General features: G+C 43.6%; 22 protein-coding genes. 8 read left to right on the top strand and 14 right to left on the bottom strand.

The window, feature by feature from the left end; translation table 11 throughout:
* Positions 1–12: 12 nt before the first annotated feature.
* The 8 genes from VX941_12655 to VX941_12690 form a co-directional block, all read right to left on the bottom strand.
* Complete coding sequence (locus VX941_12655; GenBank protein ID MEE2934256.1) at positions 13–834, bottom strand: hypothetical protein; 822 nt, start codon at positions 832–834, stop codon at positions 13–15.
* 76 nt (positions 835–910) lie between these two features.
* Positions 911–1,357, bottom strand: coding sequence for a hypothetical protein (locus tag VX941_12660; protein ID MEE2934257.1), 447 nt, complete (start codon positions 1,355–1,357; stop codon positions 911–913).
* A 7-nt stretch (positions 1,358–1,364) separates the two neighbouring features.
* A complete protein-coding gene (locus tag VX941_12665; protein MEE2934258.1) occupies positions 1,365–3,425 on the bottom strand; it encodes a hypothetical protein in 2,061 nt (686 codons plus the stop codon).
* Positions 3,426–3,784: 359 nt separating this feature from the next.
* The gene (locus VX941_12670) at positions 3,785–4,591 is read right to left on the bottom strand and encodes an alpha/beta hydrolase (GenBank protein MEE2934259.1); all 807 of its coding nucleotides are present in this window, start codon (positions 4,589–4,591) and stop codon (positions 3,785–3,787) included.
* A gap of 164 nt (positions 4,592–4,755) precedes the next feature.
* Positions 4,756–5,256 carry a GDYXXLXY domain-containing protein gene (locus tag VX941_12675; protein ID MEE2934260.1) on the bottom strand — a complete coding sequence of 167 codons (501 nt, stop codon included), beginning with the start codon at positions 5,254–5,256 and terminating at the stop codon, positions 4,756–4,758.
* Positions 5,253–6,404: a DUF2157 domain-containing protein gene (locus VX941_12680; protein MEE2934261.1), complete on the bottom strand. Its 1,152-nt coding sequence runs from the start codon at positions 6,402–6,404 to the stop codon at positions 5,253–5,255. Before VX941_12680 ends, VX941_12675 begins: the two co-directional genes overlap by 4 nt.
* A 39-nt stretch (positions 6,405–6,443) precedes the next feature.
* Complete coding sequence (locus VX941_12685) at positions 6,444–6,725, bottom strand: peptidylprolyl isomerase (GenBank protein ID MEE2934262.1); 282 nt, start codon at positions 6,723–6,725, stop codon at positions 6,444–6,446.
* 190 nt (positions 6,726–6,915) lie between these two features.
* Positions 6,916–8,100, bottom strand: a complete 1,185-nt coding sequence (locus VX941_12690) for a CoA transferase (protein MEE2934263.1) — start codon at positions 8,098–8,100, stop codon at positions 6,916–6,918.
* 176 nt (positions 8,101–8,276) lie between these two features.
* Between VX941_12690 and VX941_12695 the strand changes: the two genes are divergently transcribed.
* The 4 genes from VX941_12695 to VX941_12710 all read left to right on the top strand — a co-directional run bounded on the left by VX941_12695 (position 8,277) and on the right by VX941_12710 (position 10,713).
* Entirely contained in the window at positions 8,277–8,909 is a 633-nt protein-coding gene (locus VX941_12695) for a DsbA family protein (GenBank protein ID MEE2934264.1), read from the top strand.
* A gap of 253 nt (positions 8,910–9,162) precedes the next feature.
* Positions 9,163–9,381: a DUF3126 family protein gene (locus VX941_12700; GenBank protein MEE2934265.1), complete on the top strand. Its 219-nt coding sequence runs from the start codon at positions 9,163–9,165 to the stop codon at positions 9,379–9,381.
* A 10-nt stretch (positions 9,382–9,391) separates the two neighbouring features.
* Entirely contained in the window at positions 9,392–10,141 is a 750-nt protein-coding gene (locus VX941_12705; GenBank protein ID MEE2934266.1) for an SDR family oxidoreductase, read from the top strand.
* Between the two features lie 191 nt (positions 10,142–10,332).
* A complete protein-coding gene (locus VX941_12710) occupies positions 10,333–10,713 on the top strand; it encodes a DUF2237 domain-containing protein (GenBank protein ID MEE2934267.1) in 381 nt (126 codons plus the stop codon).
* Positions 10,714–10,799: 86 nt separating this feature from the next.
* Here the strand turns inward: VX941_12710 and yghU are convergent, their stop codons facing one another.
* The 5 genes from yghU to VX941_12735 form a co-directional block, all read right to left on the bottom strand.
* Positions 10,800–11,669 carry a glutathione-dependent disulfide-bond oxidoreductase gene (yghU, locus tag VX941_12715; protein MEE2934268.1) on the bottom strand — a complete coding sequence of 290 codons (870 nt, stop codon included), beginning with the start codon at positions 11,667–11,669 and terminating at the stop codon, positions 10,800–10,802.
* Between the two features lie 182 nt (positions 11,670–11,851).
* Positions 11,852–12,646 carry an SDR family NAD(P)-dependent oxidoreductase gene (locus VX941_12720; GenBank protein ID MEE2934269.1) on the bottom strand — a complete coding sequence of 265 codons (795 nt, stop codon included), beginning with the start codon at positions 12,644–12,646 and terminating at the stop codon, positions 11,852–11,854.
* A gap of 137 nt (positions 12,647–12,783) precedes the next feature.
* Positions 12,784–13,530, bottom strand: coding sequence for an alpha/beta fold hydrolase (locus tag VX941_12725; GenBank protein MEE2934270.1), 747 nt, complete (start codon positions 13,528–13,530; stop codon positions 12,784–12,786).
* 12 nt (positions 13,531–13,542) lie between these two features.
* On the bottom strand, positions 13,543–14,373 hold the full coding sequence (locus tag VX941_12730; protein MEE2934271.1) for a TauD/TfdA family dioxygenase: 831 nt from the start codon (positions 14,371–14,373) through the stop codon (positions 13,543–13,545).
* A 19-nt stretch (positions 14,374–14,392) separates the two neighbouring features.
* Entirely contained in the window at positions 14,393–15,202 is an 810-nt protein-coding gene (locus VX941_12735) for an enoyl-CoA hydratase-related protein (protein ID MEE2934272.1), read from the bottom strand.
* A gap of 253 nt (positions 15,203–15,455) precedes the next feature.
* Between VX941_12735 and VX941_12740 the strand changes: the two genes are divergently transcribed.
* Positions 15,456–15,752, top strand: a complete 297-nt coding sequence (locus tag VX941_12740) for an antibiotic biosynthesis monooxygenase (protein MEE2934273.1) — start codon at positions 15,456–15,458, stop codon at positions 15,750–15,752.
* Positions 15,753–15,850: 98 nt separating this feature from the next.
* Here the strand turns inward: VX941_12740 and VX941_12745 are convergent, their stop codons facing one another.
* Positions 15,851–16,303 carry a DUF805 domain-containing protein gene (locus VX941_12745; protein MEE2934274.1) on the bottom strand — a complete coding sequence of 151 codons (453 nt, stop codon included), beginning with the start codon at positions 16,301–16,303 and terminating at the stop codon, positions 15,851–15,853.
* 676 nt (positions 16,304–16,979) lie between these two features.
* Between VX941_12745 and VX941_12750 the strand changes: the two genes are divergently transcribed.
* The 3 genes from VX941_12750 (at position 16,980) to VX941_12760 (ending at position 20,152) form a co-directional block, all read left to right on the top strand.
* Positions 16,980–17,237: a hypothetical protein gene (locus VX941_12750; protein MEE2934275.1), complete on the top strand. Its 258-nt coding sequence runs from the start codon at positions 16,980–16,982 to the stop codon at positions 17,235–17,237.
* A gap of 45 nt (positions 17,238–17,282) precedes the next feature.
* The gene (locus tag VX941_12755) at positions 17,283–18,647 is read left to right on the top strand and encodes an MmgE/PrpD family protein (GenBank protein MEE2934276.1); all 1,365 of its coding nucleotides are present in this window, start codon (positions 17,283–17,285) and stop codon (positions 18,645–18,647) included.
* A 290-nt stretch (positions 18,648–18,937) separates the two neighbouring features.
* Positions 18,938–20,152, top strand: coding sequence for a tyrosine-type recombinase/integrase (locus VX941_12760; GenBank protein ID MEE2934277.1), 1,215 nt, complete (start codon positions 18,938–18,940; stop codon positions 20,150–20,152).
* Positions 20,153–20,250: the final 98 nt, after the last annotated feature.

Here is a 20,250-nt window from a genome sequence, read left to right on the forward strand (position 1 = left end):
ATATTGGGCGATTTATCGAGCAGATTTGATCCAATCAGAGATCCTATTGACTGTTTCCTTTTCAATATCCAAAAAGCCATGATGTGATTTTGATTTGCATGCATGCTCTTCCCATCCTGCTTCGCCGCCCTCCATCGTGACAAATTCTTTCCGTGGAGAATTTTTGAGTTTTTTGAAGAAATATTTTGCGTCCCCATGTAGCGTGACATAGCAATTATCGTCTCGATGATGAATTACCAATGACGGTATATTGATGTCTTCGACTTTTAAATCGGTGACCTTCGGTTGACCGCGGTTCCCGGTACCCACAACACTGGCTGCAAAAATTAGCCCTGTAGGTTTTGAAGGTCCCTCTAACTTTAATCCGGCATTCGCAACCGAAATCGACCCGCGGCTATGACCGATCAACCACACGTCAACCTGATATTTTAATTTAATTTCCCGTATCAACTTTCCTACATCTTCCGCGTGCGTGTTCGAAAGCCTAAAGTCCCAGTCATCGGAATCTGCGGGCATGCTGTAAATTCCAACTAAAAGTCCGTTTTTCACAAATAATTTCCGCGACCGGACTAAAAAATTGCCTCGCATCCTGCTGATGCTGCCATCTTTTTCAAATTTAACCATTCCGTGCCCACCAGCAAATAATATTACCGCATGTTTTGGCTTGGTATTTGGCTGAAGTAGTAAAAGGCTGTGAGACGATCCCGGGCGTAGTTTTTGTTTAATAAATTCCTGCGCGGAAAGTTTACCCGACCACGTGGGAGAAAAAGAGACTACTACAAGTGCTAAAAAGGACGACCTTAATTTTATAGCAGCAGAAAACCCTCGGATCACAACTGTATCTCCATTCGATACATCAACGTGTTTGATTATGCGGCAAATCTATCTCTGCTCAATAAAATCAATCTTCCTACTCTAACACAGAGACTTCGCACATCAAATGTCCAACAGCCACTTCGTATTTTTCTTTTTTTATCACCTCAGTGAACGCAACTGTAAGCGAATCAACAATCGTGCGACCCTGTGGACCCTTGGTTTGCTCTATTATTCCAACCACAGTTGAAAGCCCTGCATGACCTAACAGTGCAAAAGAAATAGCAACCCGGCCGTTTCCATTTTGCCTAGCAACCCCAAGGCCACTGAAGGCTCTCCTTAGCCACATTGCGTTCATTCGGTAACCATCGCCGCTAGCCATTATTTCAAATCGCGCGTCTTTAATTATCCGGTGTTCCGGGAAAGTGAGGTTTCCCTCGCAAAGAAAACTATTAACAAACCCATCTTCCGCCCTGAGCGAAGCAGACAAGACCGTAAGGAAATTTATTATTACGATACTGAGGATTAATCTCCGTATGATCATTCCCCAGTCAGTAACCTTTGATCCGCTTGCAAAACCAAGTTCGCTCCTCCCCTTTACCCCATTTAGCAATTTTTAAAACAGCGCGCTTTCCGCCCTTTGGTATTGGAACTAATTCAGTAGATATACTAGTCATATGCAAACTATCCCCGTTGCCGGAAATATCGCTCAAGTTAATGAGTGCTACAAACGTTCGGGACAGGTGTTTTGTTGTTTTTGATTGAGCTCCAAATGCAACCGCCATTCTGCGTTTTTTAAACTCCAGGCTGTGAGGGTAGTAAACTCCTACACCGAGTCTACTACTTGCCTCATCGCCTTTACTATGCGGGGAGCGGGTACCTTTTCGCATTGTAACTCTCCGAGGGCCGGCTTTAGCCTCTCTTTGGAATGCCGCTATACGCAACAAAACTTCATTTTGGGTATTTTGCTCACGATTGTTACAGCGATACTCCCCATCAAAAAAACCAAAACTCTGGCTGCTTGCTGCCTTACGAATAACCGGTGAAAGTGTGTAATAACCCTTTTTCATATATATCGGGGCATTCCCACCAGGAAGAATGCATTTGTTATCATCTAAGGTACCCGTAATAAACTCACCTGACACTATCGCGGCACACAGATGCTCATAAGAACCTCGCATTTTATTGTGACTAGATTTTTTATCGGAAATAGCATCAGACTTATGCCAACGCCCTGTATATTTGGAACGAAAAACAAGTACCTCGTACCTTTTTTCTCTAGTAACCTTGGAATTTATAGCCAAAAGGCAAGCGCGAGCCTTGGGTATTGCATTGCCGTTTTGAAACACCACGTCACGCAGTCTTTTCATGGTGCCAAACACGTAGCCGGTTTGTTCATAGAAAACCCTACAAACGTAGTGTGACTTTTTTATTTTGCTTAAAAAAGCATCTGGCGGCACATCGTCTTCAGAGGCCACCCATTTAATAATCGGTAAAAATTGGGGTGGGAAAAAACCAGATGAGCCGCCCTTCCAACGTAGTACATCAAATTTAACCCTCACAGGAACTGGACTTTCTTGCTGAGCGGTATAGGGGATAGTACATACATCACGTTCAAGACGCCCAACTACGTAACGGCCACGTTCAACCTCAACTCTGCAAACAAACGTCTTTTCTAAGCCCGAATGGGAGGCAACAACCATTGTTTTGGATAACGCTTGTGGGTTATGAGGCTGCCACGAAGCCTCATAACCTCTATTAAAAGCGAGAATTTGATATTGCTCATGTCGGGTACGGACCCCACCGACACCGATGTTACAGCGCGGATCTACGGTGTCACTTGATAATGTTCCAGTAAACCAACCCCAATTTGGGTGTTTAACTCTGCAGATATAAACTGGCCCACTAGAACCACTTTCCTTCCTCATCCTGTAAGCACCTGAGGGGATTTTGTTTTTTGCTTTTATCCATTTAATTGGCGCCTCATTTAACGTTGCAAAGGATAGATTCTTTCTTTTGGTGATTGACTCCTTTTTGCTCAGGCTAAATTCGGTTGCTTTATTCCGATAAATACTACTCAAAGAGCTGTCGCGTTTTCGAATTAGTAACACTTCATTTTTACTGCTCGACCTAGTAGTGCGTACACCACGAGCACTAAATTCGCAGACACGAGAGTCGTCTATCAACTTGCCAAAAAACCACCGGCCGTGGGCTCGAGTGCGACAAATAGAAAACTTGGCGGGCGTTTTTACAAATACCCCATAATCCATCAGGTTTGATTTGTTAGATTTGTGCCACGATGCGGAAAAATCACCTGAAATACTCAAAATTCGATAATGTTTTGTCCATTTGGAGGTGTTATTTTTGCTATTGAAATAAGAACAAACATAGTTTTTTCCCGCAATCAAAGTTCCCGGATTGCCGCGTTTTGCGCAGATCGGCAATTGTTTTTTTCCAGGCATTAGGTAAGCACCGTCAGGGATGCTTTGGTTTGCTTTTAACCAACGGACTGGGTTTGCCAACAGAAAACTGGAAGGAAGAAAAATTGTCCCAAATATCGTTCCGGCAAGCACTAAGGGGACGAGATTTTGTATCGTTGAGCGATCTATCATGCATTTATCCAAAATTACGAAATATTGAATACCACTGGACAACCCTGTATTAAAAACACTGGCACGGAATAATTGTAGCCACGATTATTGCTGATTACTAATAACTAAAACAACGTGCGGGCCTAATGCCTTTTCAAATTGTTCCTGTTTGCCTGACTCAATATTTTTTTCTGAGTTTCATATTACCACTATCTGCACCGAACTCATTTTTGATTAATCGAATTCCTAAAAGCCCTACTGAATATTTTGCTCAGACTTTCGATGGGATGGGACTATTCGACCCAAATTACTGTCTAATAAATATCAGGCCACGGGTCAGAGATCAAAAAAGTATAGCGGGATAATGCAAAACCGCCTTGTCAATTATTTTTAAAAAAACTATCCAAAGCGGAGTTGTAGGACTCTGGATCCTCTAGATATGGCGAATGCCCTAACTCTGGGAAAACCAATTTTTCTGCAGTTGGCATCGTGGCTAATAGGCGTTTGTGTCCCTCGGACGGGCCTAACCTATCGGCACCGCCATGAAGAATGAGCGCTGGCGTCTTACAACGAGATAGCCATGAACGATTATCAGCGTGCTGGCACATTGCAGCATTAACGGGGAAGAACTCGGCACTGGTTTGAGAAACGACCGAAGCAATTTTATTTTTTAATTCGACCGAAGCGCAGTCTGTTGTCATCTTTTCGGCTTGCATCCGGCCATATTCCATCGGTGTGGCCTTAGCACGTTCTTTGATACGGATTTGATAACGCTCCGCTAGCGGTTCTTCTATCGGGCGTGCTGCGCCGGTATGAGTGCAAGAAAACACAATTGAATGCACTCGGTCGGGATATTTACCTACAAAAGCACCGCCAACAATTCCTCCCATTGAATGACCTACAATCCGCGCCTTTTCTATAGCTAATGCATCGAGCAAGGCTGCAAGTCCTGCTGCATAGACCTCTACTCTGCCCTCCCTCGGCATTGATTTTCCGTAACTTGGAGCATCCCAAGCTATAACTCGATACCGTGATGAAAAAAAAGGAAATTGATAGCCCCAGATACCTGAATGAATGTTTATTCCATGCAGAAAAATTATAGCCTCTCCGCAACCTGCCTCGCGGTAGCTAATGGTGCCGCTTGGCATTTTTTTTATTGCAAGTTCGGGGACACTAAATTCGCTCATTCTAGACATTTCCTTTGTTTTGTGAAATTTCAATCCGACGGTGACGAAGTTTGCGAGTTTAAGAAACGAGCGGAGATAGTATTTTTCTACATTGGGAAGTATCTTTTGGAGATTACCATCATTTTTTGTAGCGTGTACGGACCGTAATATAGATCTTGTAAAAATCAGTCTTTAACTGAAACCCACTTCTCCCATGAAAGGTCATCGATGAGCAAATCTGTTATCGCAGCTCCACCGATCCCATCCAAAGAAAGTATAACCTCTCCTCTTTTGTTAACAACTGCCTGTTCTAACTCCCGTGCGTACTTTTGAGGAATATAAAATCTATCCAGACCTGTTTGAAAACGACCATTTTTACAAACTCCTTTTAAATATTTCCGGCACTCTGATGGCTGTGGTCGTGCACCCAAAATCTTTTTCGGAGCAAAACAAATATAAGTCTTTTTTTCATGCTGGTTTTTAGAACCGGTACAGAGCGACTCAAAACCATAATCGATACGGTAGGCCAAATAATGGCCAGCCAACAAATCTCGAGGGTCAAACCCACGAATAGGCAACGTGAGTTTTTGGCCTTGAGTCGCAACCCATACGTTCCACAAGACAAATCCGGCCAAACATAGTATTGGAAACATTAGGGCCGCGCCGAAACGATACTTGCCACTCATTTAGGCACACCCTCCAGCCATGACATCACATTATGACGCTTCCGATACCAAATGAGAGTTGTAAGTAAAATTAACACACCAACGCATATCAATCCGACTGCAGTGATAGCTAATCCCCCAAAAGCATCAATGTAGAACGTTAACATTCTGATCCCAATCAGTACCAAGAGAAATTGGGCCGCGCCGCGCCGACCAGCACGAGCCATATCTGTTGCGCAAAACCCAAATAACAAGATTACAAAAACCGATCCAAGGTATGGAACACCATTGGTTAGGCAAGCGAGAGCAAGAAAACACAAGTAAATCCCCAACTGGACCCCAATCAATATCAAACGTGCACGGGGAAATATTTCCCAAAACCAAGCGATTGCGAATAAGAACAATGACAATAACACCCCAAATGATACCATTAACGAAGCACCGGATAATTCGTCCTTATTTGTTGGATTAGCAGTTTCCCAACTCAGACATATGTCAAAAATAACTATTGCGCTGAACCACGCAAACACTGTTATTGCCCGCAACGCCCATTCAAAATTATCAAAACGCCTCAGTTTGTTGAGCGCTACTAGCCCAATCGCTGTAGTTATCGGTAATATGCCTACTAATCCGATTACGGTGCTTTGATCTAGCCAGCCAAGCTGGTCCATCCACTCAACGATCGGTATTACGAGCCCCACCACCAACATTACCCATGACCAAAGAGCAGGGACCAGACGAAACTGAGCCATAACTGTTATAGGTGCCACAATAAGGCCCCAAAAAAGCAATGCATGATCAAGCCTGCCCGAAAGATTAAAGGTCTGACTAATTAAGCCAATGGCTGCAAGACAGGCTATTAGAAATGCGAATATGAATAGATCGGCCCCCGTAGGATTATTACGCATTTTCATTGCCCAAGCCGCAAGTGCAATGGTAACCAAAAGCACGAACATTAGCCCAAGCATAATTGCATCGGGGATGTTTTCCCAATGCGAAGCAACCAGTGCAATAACGCCTATCCCTATTGAAGTAACTGCAAGACCAAGCAGTCCACGCAATAACCAGCTGGATTGTCCAGCTTCAAATTTCTCTATTGCGAAGACTTGCTGCTCATCTATAAGACCTGCCCCGCACCACTTATTTAAACGTCGTCTTAGTCTAACCATTGGCGTTTAATGGGCTATTGAAAATAAAACCTATGTCCACTAATCATCGCGACTAGTGACTTCAAGTAAATGATATCCAAATTGAGTTTTAACTGGGCCTTGGACCTCGTTAATTGGCGCAGTAAAAACAACCTTATCAAACTCCGGCACCATGGCTCCAGGCCCGAAGGAGCCTAATTCACCCCCGCTAGCGCCTGAAGGACATGAAGAATGCTCCTTTGCCACATCAGCAAATTCTTCTCCATTTTTTATTTTCTCCTTGAGTTCAATGCAAAGTTCTTCACTGTCCACCAAAATATGCCGTGCTTCAGCTTGTGCCATTCGGCACCTCCTTAAAGGAAAAATTTAAAACATTTATATTTATTGAATAGCTTGTTTGAGTGCCTGCGTCTAACCCTCAAAAAACAGGTCCTTAGTTTGGCTTAGTTACTTTCTTATAAATTCAGTTCAAAGCCGAATGACGTAGTCATGGGCTAAACACACCATCAACCGCCAAGTGTAATCAAAAGTTTTATATGACCCCTTCTTTCTCTAAACTTTCAATATCATCGGTACTGAGGCCCAGCAAGTCACTCAATATAGAATGATTATGTTCGCCCAAGTCTGGATAAAACTGCACCTCCGCCATTTCATACTCAGACAACTTAATTGGACTGCGCGGTAAAACAATATCACCGAGCCTTGGATGTTGAAAATGCTTCAACATTCCACGCGAGTGCATGTGAGGGTCCTCCATAACCTCCGAAACATCGCGAACCGGGGCACACGGAATATTTTGTTCCCGCAATATTGCAATCGCATTATTACGAGCATGCAAACATGTCCATTTTTCTATCATCTGATTGACCTCTTCGTCTCTTTCATAACGTTTAAGTCGCGTGCCGAAGTTTGGATTTCCCCGCAAATCTTCACGTCCTATAACGGTCAAAATGCGCTCCCAGTGTGTTTCTGCTACCGCAGTAAGCACTAAATATTTTTTATCTTTACAAATGTAACGACCATATGGCGAAGTTTGTGAACCAGACTTGTCACCTCTTCGAGGACTTTGCTTTCCCGTGCGGAACACGTTATTAATTTGTGATGTTAGAACAAAGTACAAGGACTCGATCATTGCACTTTCAACCAAGGTTCCTTTGCCTGTCTGCCCCCGTGCAATCAGTGCTTGTAAAATTCCAGCATGCAAATGTGTGCCGCCCAGAAAATCCACTGGCGTGCCACCTGCTCGCGCTGGAGGCCCTTTAAATTCACCAGTGATACTCATTAAACCGCCGTCAGCCTGGACTGTATGGTCCATTGCCAATAAGTCTCGATCCGGCCCCGATAATCCATACCCCGTCCCACTAGCATAGATTAATTTGGAATTGATTTTCTTTAATTCTTGATATCCAACACCCAGTCGATCCATTACCCCCGGAGCAAAATTTTCTATAAGAACGTCAGCATCCTTCACCAATTGCTTTAGGATTTCGGTGCCCTTCGTTTTCTTTAAATTTAGAGTAATACTTTGCTTATTGGAATTAAGCATCGCGAAATTCATAGGTGGAACGTCGGAGCTCTCATAGCGTCGAGTTCGTTCGCCAGTGAGCGGTTCAACTTTAATAACCTCGGCACCCGCCATCGCCATAAGAAATGAACAATAAGGACCTTGATAGATTTGGGTTAGATCGATAACTCGTATGCCCGTCAATGGTTGCATTTATTTTCCTCCTAATATTTTAAAAATGTGCTAAAAACCCAACTAGCTATCGGCTACAGAGCCCTCATGAGAGGCGAAATCCTTCGACCATCCGAAATTTTATTATCTCATGTTACATTCGGCCCTGCAGGACTTTTGCGATATTTTTTCAAAACACGAGCAATACTAAATTGGTAATCAAAGAACCTTTTACGTTAAATATTTTCACGGATTTCATATGACCGTGGTGCTATTTGTGCACCGGGTGTGTAAAGGAATTGAGTAGACTCCATAACATTAACATCCGCTGGCTATTTTTTCCATTGCATCCGGACACGCCAGCTGAGGGAATAGCTCTCACTGAGCTAAGCAGATACCAGGGGGTCGATTTAAGAGCACGGCAAGCCGACATGCAAACTCGCATGGATAAAGCAGGGTTGCCATACGGTGAGCGAACACACACGTATAACAGTCGTTTAGCTCAAGAACTAGGCAAGTGGGCGGATACTCAAAAAAATGGCGTATCTCTTCATTATGCTATTTATGAAGCATATTTCGTTGATCGTAAAAACATCGGGCAGAGGGACCTTCTTTTGGATTTAGTTAAAGCCAATGGGCTTTCATATGAAAAGGCAAGAGTAGTTCTTGAGGAGCGTTCTTTTAAAAAGGCTGTAGATGAGGATTGGATCAAAAGTCATGCTTTGGGGATTACGGGTGTTCCAACTTTCGTAGCTGGGGGGTATAGCCTCGTTGGTGCTCAGGAGTACGAGACCTTGGTGCAATTTATCGACCACGCAAAGACAGAGACACCAAAAAAGCATGGCGATTAGTATCTGAATTAAGTGTATAGAGACTTCCTAAATTTTTATGGTCGATCACTTCTAATGAAAAATATTATGGCTGCCAGGATAAATATGGCCCGCTTACGGGGCAACCTAGCATCCTTTAAATGAAAGATAGCTTTTGCGCGTTTCGTTGCTCTATTAACATCTATGCTTAAGAAAGGCTGAGGCTGGATATAATAATGGCAATAGGACACAACCCGTTTTAAAACTAGGGCTATACAGTATAGGATGCTGATTAATGAACACTAACGAAATCACAAGACTACAAGATTATCTACGCCAGACTTTTGGTAACACCGAAATCACATTACACCCACCGGAAAAAGATACGCTACCAGCTGAATTGTACATTGGCGAAGAATTTTTAGGTGTCGTATATAGAGATGTTGATGAAGGGGAGGTTTCATACGCACTGAACATGTCAATTCTCTCGGAAGACCTTCCGCAAGGGACCTGAGGATAGCGATATGCAAAAGGTTGCCATTGTTACTGGAGCTGGGGCTGGCATTGGGAAAAACGCTGCCCTCTCACTTTGGAAAGCGGGATATGCCGTGGCCGTGTGTGCTCGTAGATTGGAGACACTGGAGGATACTATCGCCGAAGCTAATGTGGGGTTAGATCTTGCGCTCAGCATGGCTGTAGACGTTGGCGATCCAGATGCAATGCGTGCTTTCTTTGATGCGACGATTACTAAATTCAAGCGTTTAGATGTAGTCTTTAATAATGCTGGGGTGAGCGCTCCACCAGTACCAATAGATGAGATGTCAGACGAACAATGGCAAAGAGTAATCGATACAAATTTATCAGGTTCCTTTTACGGCATGAGAGAAGCTTTTCGAGTTATGAAAGCTCAATCTCCAAAAGGTGGCAGGATAATCAATAACGGCTCTATTTCTGCTGTTACGCCACGCCCAAACTCTGCTCCATACACTTCAACAAAACACGCTATAACAGGACTTACCAAGTCTGGTAACTTAGATGGGCGAGGGCATAACATAGTTGTTTGTCAAATTGATATTGGAAACGCTATCACACCAATGACCGAGCGCATGGCAACAGGTATTTTGCAACCTGATGGATCGATGCGGCCGGAGGATCGTCTTAATGTTCAAGAAGTTGGAGACCTCGTCGTACATATGGCGAATATGCCACTCGACGCGAATATTCCATTCGCGACCATAATGGCCCCCGAAATGCCTTTTTTTGGGAGAGGATAGAAAACAAATAACCAAAGTTGTAACTCCGGTGGTTGCTTTAGGTAAATAGCAATTAAATTGGTAATGCTTTTTCTACCTTTTTAAAAGGTAGAACAATCGAATAGTTCGTGAAACGTATTTTTTTAACCATAAATCACCTGTTAGATAGTTACGAAAATATTATCTTATTCCGTCTTAACTAGAGAAGATTCATGAAAGAAAAAAAACAGCAATTAAATGTTCTTGGGACACAGCTTGAACCATGTAGCATGAGCCCCGTTACTGGTTTCTATAGAGATGGGTGCTGCAATACAGGGCCAAATGATGTTGGAACTCATACAGTATGCGCAGTTGTAACCGATGAGTTCTTAGAATTTTCAAAAAGGAAAGGTAATGACCTAACTTCGGCGAGACCTGATTTTAATTTTCCAGGGTTGAAGGATGGTGACAAATGGTGTCTGTGCGCCCTTAGATGGGAGGAAGCGAGGAAGGCCGGAGTAGCACCCAAAATTAAACTCAGTTCAACAAACATTAAGACACTAGAGATTATTGCGATAGAGAATTTAAAAAAATTTCAAATCGACCTTAACTAGCCAAGAGCTGACCAAGCCTTATTGAAGTCCTTTGTAGCTACTACATAATCCATAGCAAAACACATAACGTCAGTTCGATAAACTACCTAGCTCCCAGGTTGGACTTTATCTTGTGTATTAGTTTGAAAATCTTCGGAGCTATGACGCTCATGCAATTGTTCATGAAGCTCCCCCCGAAGCCTATTTACCATACGGCCGCGTCGGACGGGTCCACGTTCGTGAATTTCTTCGGCCCATCGGATAACATTGGTATAGGATCTAGCATCAAGGAATTCAGCAGCATCATATTGGTTTAAAATCACAAGCCCCCCATACCACGGCCAAATCGCCATGTCAGCGATGGTATATTCATCGCCTGCCACGTAATGTGTTTCGGCAAGTCTTCGATCTAAAACATCAAGTTGCCGTTTTGCTTCCATAGTGAACCGGTCAATGGGATATTTATATTTTTTATCCGCATACGCATAAAAATGCCCAAACCCGCCGCCCACATATGGCGAACTTCCCATCTGCCAGAAAAGCCAATTGATGCACTCGGTGCGCTTTATTGGTTCCTCCGGCAAAAATTCACCGAATTTTTCAGCAAGATACAAAAGAATAGATCCAGATTCAAAAACGCGAATAACCGGAGCTGCAGAATAATCCCTCAATGCCGGAATTTTTGAGTTTGGGTTCACAGATACAAACCCGCTACCAAATTGGTCTCCATCGGCAATCTTAATGAGCCAAGCATCATATTCTGCCCCTGTGTGCCCCTTTGCTAACAATTCCTCGAGCATGACCGTAACTTTTACTCCGTTCGGCGTGCCAAGCGAATACAACTGTAAAGGATGTTTGCCGACAGGCAGTTCTTTATTGTGGGTAGCTCCCGCGACTGGCCTATTGATTTTAGTAAATCGTGCCTGTTCTTGTCCTTCCCATTGCCACACCTTGGGCGGCTTGTATATATCAGTCATTATCCATCCTTAATCTTTTCAAATTTATAAAACTTAGATATACGGCCATTTGTTTTTTAAACTTACATCCTGGCAGTATTACTTTTCTGTGTCATTTAGCTTACCTTATATCAGCACATTGATTGAGCCCCGCTGAGAGCTTATACGTGGCAATATCTGTAAAGGGCACACGATCATTTTGATTAACCCCGACGAACCGATGCGCCGCCATCGACAGGAATTGCCACGCCTGTGATAAATTTTGCCTCTTCCGATGCCAAAAACAGGGCACAGTATGCCACATCCCAAGCATTCCCCATTTTACCGAGTGGCACTTTGGCATCTCGTTCTGCGATCACTTGCTCACGAGTTTTTTCAGCCGTTATACGGGTATCAATGGCCATTGCTGTGTGCATCAGACCAGGCAAAATTGCATTAGCGCGAATATTGTATTCAAAATTCATATAGGCGAGCTGTTCTGTCATCGCAATAACGCCAGATTTAGACGTTTTGTATGCAACGTAAGGGTAACTTTCAATAGCCGCCATAGATGAAATGCTTACGATAGAGCCCGCTTTTTGTCTTCGCATAATCGGCAAGACGTGTTTGCACGTCATCACCATTCCACGCAGATTCACATTAGTCACATTATCAAAATTTTCTTCTGTAATATTTTCTATAATGCTATCGCCACCAGCAAGACTCCATCCAACATTGTTATGAAGAATATCAACTCGCCCGAGGATGTTGTGCGCGTCTTTAACCATAGTCTCTAAAGATGTTTCACTGGTAACATCCGCTCGAAAAGCAAATGCTTTTCCGCCCTCATCCAGTATCACATCGACTGTATCCTGAGCACGCTCTATATCTTTATCAACGACTGCAACAGATGCCCCTTCTCGGGCAAATAGAACAGCTGTCGCTCTTCCATTACCAATGGATTCGCCTGGCTGCTGCCCTCCTCCGACTACAATGGCCGTTTTATTTTCAAGGCGCATAGTCTCTCCTTATACCAATCGCTATAATTTCTAGACATTTGTGGCTCTCTTGTTATTTCTTAAAATTTGACAACTATACGAATAAATTTGGAAAATTTCATTTCTCCAGACCCTGTAATGATAACTCAAAGAAAATCCTAAGGAGTATGAGATTCTAAAAATTTGATGACCGTATTCCGTTGTGCCTTGTCAAATTCTGGACGTTCCCAATTTTTAAGTGATACGGTACCCGCAGGAAGTAGTTTCTCAAGCTCTGCACTTATTGAAGCCGGATGTGGTTTATCTTTGCCATGCATGAGCATGGCCGGCGTCTTGAGTGCATGCACAAAATCTCGGGTTACCGAAAATACAAAATCAGACCCAAACATATTATTTTTAAAAGACTCGACCGCTGTCGGTTTTATATCCTCGCGGGTTTGCGATAATTCCTCAGCCCACTTGGTCACAGAATCTGGAAAATATTCTGGGTGTTTTGGGTGCAAACCTATAGGGTTTTGCAGTACAACAGATGCAACACGATCAGGCGCCAGACGAGCGATATTAAGACAGAAGCTTCCACCGATACATCCACCTAGTGTGTGAAAATTATTAAACCCAAGGTAGTCCATCACTGCTAGTTGGTCATTTGAGTATGTATCCCATCCGTGGCTGGATAAAATCGCTCCCGAGGACAACCCAGCATTTCTCTGATCCATCGCAACCACCGTAAATTTATCCGATAATACTTCAGTCCAGTCATGAACTGGCCGAATGTGTTCATCTTGTGTTCCACGCCATTTTGAAATATTTGACCACATCCCACCCGGTGCGAACAAAAGGACCGGGAACCCCTCTCCATAAACCTCAAAATAAATTTTTGCATCCGCGCATTCGCAATAAGGCATTGTAAATTCTCTCTAAACCGGTATTTCACCTTCGATTAGTACACGGTGCATTATCCTTCCCTCAGTATGATCATAGTCATGAAATGCTTTATGCATAACTCCACGATTATCCCAGATAACAAGGTCGCCCGATTCCCATACATGTCGATAAGTTGTATTTTCATTGATTGTTCGAGCTTGCAAGTTAAGAATTAAGTCTTGGCTTTCTTCTGGGGTCATGCCTTCAATAAATGCAAGTTTTTGGGGATGACAGTATATCGACTTTTTACCTGTAACAGGATGAGTCCGTATAAAAGGATGTATTTTTGTTGAGCCATATTTTTCTAAATCTTGTTCCGATGTATGAACCGGCTTACTTAACAGCCCATTATGTGACTTCAGACCAATTAATTGTTCCTGCTCACTTTCTGGGAGTGACGCAAAAGCTTTTTGCATATTAGCAAAACCGGTATCCCCTCCTGTAGCTGGAAGTTTTTTTGCATACAGCATTGTGTATTTTGGAGGTTGTTCAAGATTGGTATGATCTACGTGCCAATTTCCCTCACCAATTAATTTTGGTTTTCCATCTTTATCTACCGGAGCATTAGCACTGTTAAGTTCGCAGATCGAAGTTTCCTCAGCCAACATCAGATCACTCATATGCTGGGGTGCAAGATTACCAAAACGACGCGCTACCGCGGCAAGTTCATTTGGCAATAGCTTTTGGCGCCTAATTGCTAAAACGAGTTTTTCATCAAGCGCCGAAATAATGGTCTCCATGTCAGCTTCAGACGCCGTCTTTAAATCAACGCCAACAACTTCACATCCAACAGCATTTGATAAAGGTCTTATGTCGAACGGCATCTGCTGCCCCTTCTCAAATTCACTTTTTAACTTTTATAGAATCCAGTGTTGGCATCGCATAGCGATCCTCTGGCTTGACCCAACCTCTGAAAACCGGTTTGCGTTTTTCTTTAAATGCTAGCCGCGACTCCATAAGATCATCTTTCTCACCATGGTCATGCAAGGCCTCTGCTAGTGCATCCAAATCCTCATCAACTTTAGGACGCATTTGACGCATCATGTATAGCGTGTTCACACGAGATGCAGGTGGTAAAGATAATAAATGTTCGGCCATTGATATGGCCTCAGCCATCAGTTTATCTTTTTCCACAAGACGGTTTATGAAACCCATTTGATAAAGACGGTCAGCGGTAAAACGAAAGCCAAAGGCCATTTCAGTTGCTACTGGATGAGGCAGGTTAGCCCAATGACCGTGATAATACCCTCCTAAAAGCCAACGTTTGGCCTCAGAAACCTCAAAAAGCGCTTCAGGAACAGCCACACGCAAATCAGTACGCTCGGCCAACATAAAACCGCCCCCCATTGCAAAACCGTTAATAGCGGCTATTACTGGCTTAGAGATTCGACCATCTTTCAATGGATCATCTACAGGCTTGGACTGGCTTCCTGGCGCACCTCGCTCGAGTGCCTCTTTCATGTCTTCGCCGGCACAAAATGCCTTACCAGTACCAGTAACAATTGCCACTTCAAGCTTTTTGCTCCCCTCGAATTCATTCCATGCATCCGCCATCATCGAACGAAGCTCAAAACCCAAGGCATTCATCCTCTCTGGGCGATTCAAGCGTATCACCATTATCTGTCCCAAGTATTCTGTCTCTACCACCGCCATTTATATTCTCCCCAGACGTTTTTCAATTTAGTTATCACTGCAGAATAAACCCGAGAAAAGTGCAGAGCAAGAAAACCCAAAAATGAGCAGCTTTGCAAATACAAGCCAGACTCATGGTATTGCGACATTATTGTGGGTCGTCGGCTCATCGTATATATAATATCGCCACTACAGACTGGTTTAGGTCCGCTGTGAGTAAAATTCGGCTTACAATCTTACAAGCTTATAACATTTTTTTGAGGAGACCCAAAACATGGAAGCGCACGCTCTTTGGATCAGGTTTACAATTAAAGAGGGACACATGAAAGAGTTTATGGAAGCAGCCATGTATGATGCGAAACACTCTATGGAGGATGAAAAAGGCTGCCAACACTTTCGCGTCATGACAAAAGAGGATGAACCCAATAACGTTTATTTTCTTGAAGTTTATGATAGCAAAGAAGATCACGCATTACATCGCACAATGCCGCATTATGATGTCTTTGCAGAAGTTGCAGATCGAGTAGTAGATGATCGTCAAAGAAACGAACTCATAATCCATAATCCTTAAAAATGCCAAACTTTTGATGGCTCGTGAACATCAATTTTCAGCAAAAAGTTTATAGAGGTAAGCTGCAAGGCACCTTAATCGAAATTATAAAAACACAGCTAGGATTTGCGGTTTGAGCGATCAAACCTATTGAACCCAGCCGTACCCTTAAAACAAAGAGCTGGTATTAGAACGACAGGAAAAAATAGGAAACCATATAAAAAATAAACAAATCGCTTTTCCTCAAGCCATACCATGCCTCCTAACGCTGCCGCCGCAGACGTTATCGCTAGCACTAAGCCTGACAGAAGCCACCAGCCAGAAATATCTAAATCATGCAGACGGCGGACAACTGCCGATAGAACAGGGATAAGTAACGTTAGCTGTAAAATATGAACCAACATATATAAAGCGGAGAGATCTTCAATTAATCGTCCAAAAACTATAACTGCAAGGTTAATTGGAAGAACCACAACGAGGACGGGCCCCCAAAACTCTGCGCGTGAACACCGCCCCTCAAAGATAAAACAATTTTTGAAAAAATCTTTTGTTACGCAATAAAAATTATGCATTTGCTAACTAGGTTAAATTAGATGCTGAATAGATTTAAACACGAAAAATATGAAACGAGAGAAATATTTCACCCATGAAATGACACATATATTAACGACCACTTATCATTTTAATTCGTCTGATAAGCTTTAAACTATATCTTGAAAAATGGTTAAACTCACCAAAACATGCACTCACCATTAACAGAATACCTTGGTAAACAATGAAAAGAGTAATAAGTCTAGTGGGCCAGTAAATAAGCGGTTTCGTCGTATTTATATCTAACCCTAATGCACCAAGTACAACATCAGATGCCAAAACTGACAGCATGCCACTCAAAGCAAATATCAAAAATATCACCAAAAGATGTATTTTTGACCTTGCATTAAACGCAGTTGTTAAACGTTGTATCAACGGTTCTAGCTTTCTGTTGAGATCTTTGTTCATAATTACCAAATTTCAAATGTGTGACCCGTACAGGTCCTTGCGAAACATTAATTATCAGACCATATACTGCGGTAAGCCTCTCCGAAGTCAAGACTTCGTCAGCACTTCGTTGATCGACTATCTCGCCATCCCTGACAAGAAACAAAAATGCTCATGTAAAAATTTTCGACTATTTGAAATACAGTGTACACTCGCTAGGAACCAGCAATCTGAAATTTCTGAAGAAACATACAGCCCTAGGCCACAAACATGAATTATGAAAAAATTAAATCCAAATTAGCAATATTAATTTTATTCTGTGTTTGCTCCGCAATTAGCTTCACCATATTACTCGGACCAGCTTATGTCTTGGCGAAAATAGAAATACCCGCTTGGATTGTTATAGTATTTCTCGTCATTTACGTGATTTCTGTTGGATATTTGGTAGACAAATATAAAATAACCGAAAAGATGTATTGGAATCCGCGTCGCCGTATAGAGAAGCGGTTTAATTCCACGGAAGACTAATCCGTAAGACTAGCTTCACGCAAAACCTCACAAAGGAGATTGTATATGAGTGCGACAAAAATACTGTCTGATTTTGCAAACAAGATAGAATTTAATGACCTCTCTTTAGAAGCGGTTACGAATACAAAACGCCATATACTTGATTGCATTGGCGTGGGCCTAGCAGCAACAGTAGAGCCAGCAGGGCAAACAATTATTGATATTACGCGGGAACAAGGGGGGGATCCCAAAGCTTCGGTATTTGGAACTAACCTGCGAACAGGCGTAGTATCTACTGCTTGGGCTAATGGGGCTCTCTCACATCTATTAGATTTTGACGATACGGGCTTCTCACACCCAACCGCTTGTATTCTTCCCGCAGCAATAGCTGTTGCCGAAGAAACAAGTGCATCAGGTAAAGAATTAGTAGCTGCAGTTTGTATTGGCCTGGAGGTTTTTGAGCGCATGTCTTCATCGGGCCGTCAATATGAGCATGTTTTTCGTGCACGCGGATTCCACCCGACGTCATTGTATGGTTGCTCGGCAGCAGCAGCAGCTGCCGGGAAAATTGCCCGTCTGGACCCTGTGCAGATGGCTGTAGCCATCGGCTTAGCAGCCGCGAATGCCGGAGGCCTCACTCAACATTTCGGCACCCCCGGAAAGGGTATTCATGCCGGCAATGCAGCTAGGGCCGGCGTAACATCAGTACTTTTAGCTCGACAGGGTTACGTCGCTGACCCCGAGGGTTTGGAAGGTGATTACGGATTCTATTCTGCTTTTCATGGGGACGGGAATTATACGCTTGATAACATATCTGCGGGGTTAGGCACGGTTTGGTCCATTGTCGATCCTGGATTGACAATTAAAAGATATCCATGCTGTGGCGGTAATTTGCGCGCTCTTGACGCAGCTAGAGAACTCATTGAAGAAAATAATATTTCTATAGATAAGGTTGAAAGTTTAGTTGTAGACGTGCATCCGGATCTTCTCGATATTGTCCGATTTCATAAACCTACTAAAGGATTTCGCGGCAAATTTTCTATAGACTACGTGCTTGCTGGGATGTTGCTAGATCATAAAGTAGATTTAAATTCGTTTTCTGACGAGTATTGCAATGCACCGAAGATGCGAGAGGCGTTAGGCAAGGTGCGCGTAAATGCACATGAGGAATGGGCTAATGACACAGCGTCTCGTCGAAAATCCCCTGTCACAATCCAAATGAAAGATGGGCGCATTTACACTAAGCAAGTGGATCATGTAAGAGGTAGTCCTGGGAACCCGCTCACAAGAGATGAACTTGTGGAAAAATATCGCAGTTGTGCGTCACGTGTTCTGAATAAAGAAAAATTGGCAGAGTCCATTGAGGCAATTGAAACACTTGAAGCGGCTCCATCACTTGGTTGCTTAACGGAGACACTGCGTGTCGATTGAGTTTTTATGATGTGTGGGGCATCCTAGAGAAAACTCTGTATGTCAACGCGCCTTGAATACGCCTGACCGTACCGCATCGACCGGCGATTGATAAGCCTATCATTGTAGATGGGGTGGCTGATGGGATTTGAACCCACGGCCTCCTGATCCACAATCCTAGGGGCTGCCCTTTGAGGCTAGGGCCTTTTTCAAAATATGTAATATTTATAGACATTTAGCATAAGCCTTTGTATATTGGGATACGGCAATTTGCATCTTTGTACGTAACCCCAACGTAACCCGAGGCTTCGATGGCCCAAATTAAATTAACGGCGTCATTCTGCAAATCGGTTCTCCCACAGCAAAAGAAGATTGAATATGCTGACACCGAAGCCGGCTATAGAGGCCTGAGGTTAGTTGTAAGTTCGACTGGGGATAAACGATTTGCTTTTCGCTCTAATCCTCATTTTCAAACTATTGGCACCTACCCTGCCACCACTCTTGCACAGGCTCGAAAAATTGTAGCCACTTGGAAACTTGCGCTTAACGCCGGTCAAAACCCTTTTCTAGAAATCAAGGCAAACAAGAGGGCTGCGCGAATGCCAATCGTGAGCGATGTCCCAACACTTGCCGAACTTTGGGAGCAATACTCCAGTGAGTACCTCATTACAAAGAGTGAAAAACATCGCGTAAATGCCAACCGCACTATGCGGAAACATTTTTTGCCTGTTTTTGGAAACCTTCCTTTCAATGAAGTGGACGGACATGCGCTACACGCCTTTCGCATAAAGCATACGAAAGAACGATTGCGCGAAATGGAACAAATGAAGGCTTACCTGTCAGGTATGGTCAGCTGGATGCGGCAGCATGAGGTTTATCAAACAGCAGACTTTATGGCGAACCCACCCCAGTTTGGCCGCGTCGAGAGAGATAAACGAAAAAATAGCGGTATCCGATATCGAAAACTCGTCCGCGAACAAGATATTCGTGCTTATTGGCAGGCCTTGCGAACTGTCGAGGGGCCACGCGCCACGATGTTGGCATACCAATTTCTTTTCTTAACAAATAAGCGCGGCGCTGAAGTCAGACGGATGACGCTGGACCAAATCGATTTTGAGCGATCACTTTGGACCATCCCAGCGGAAATGAGTAAAAACGGGCGAGAGGTTGTCCAACCCTTAACCCCGCTTATGATTGACATTATCCGAGAGGCGGTTGGGAACCGGCAATCTGGTTACGTATTCAGCAATACAATGGGCGACAGTCAAATCTGGCTAACCAGTGCCCGATTGCACAGGCGCATAATCTCCGCGGCCGGGACCGACTACATCAGCACGCATGATTATCGCCGCACGGTAACAACAGGACTTGAAGAGATGGGTGTGCCGGCCCGTGTTCTCCAACTTACCAAGGGACATTACGACAAGGGCATTGAGGCGCACTATGCCCAAGCGGAGAAGCGTCCCCGAGAAGAACAAATGAGCGCATATCTCAAATGGGAAAATTTTCTAGAGGCGAGAGAATGATTTCGAAATCAGACGGGTGGGATGACAGAGCAAAAATGCGCGTAATTATTCAGCTCATGGACTTGTGTGATGACGCAGGCATAGAACGACCTAAAACA

The organism is Pseudomonadota bacterium (assembly GCA_036339585.1).
In the GTDB taxonomy this organism is placed as follows: Bacteria; Pseudomonadota; Alphaproteobacteria; order UBA8366; family UBA8366; genus UBA8366.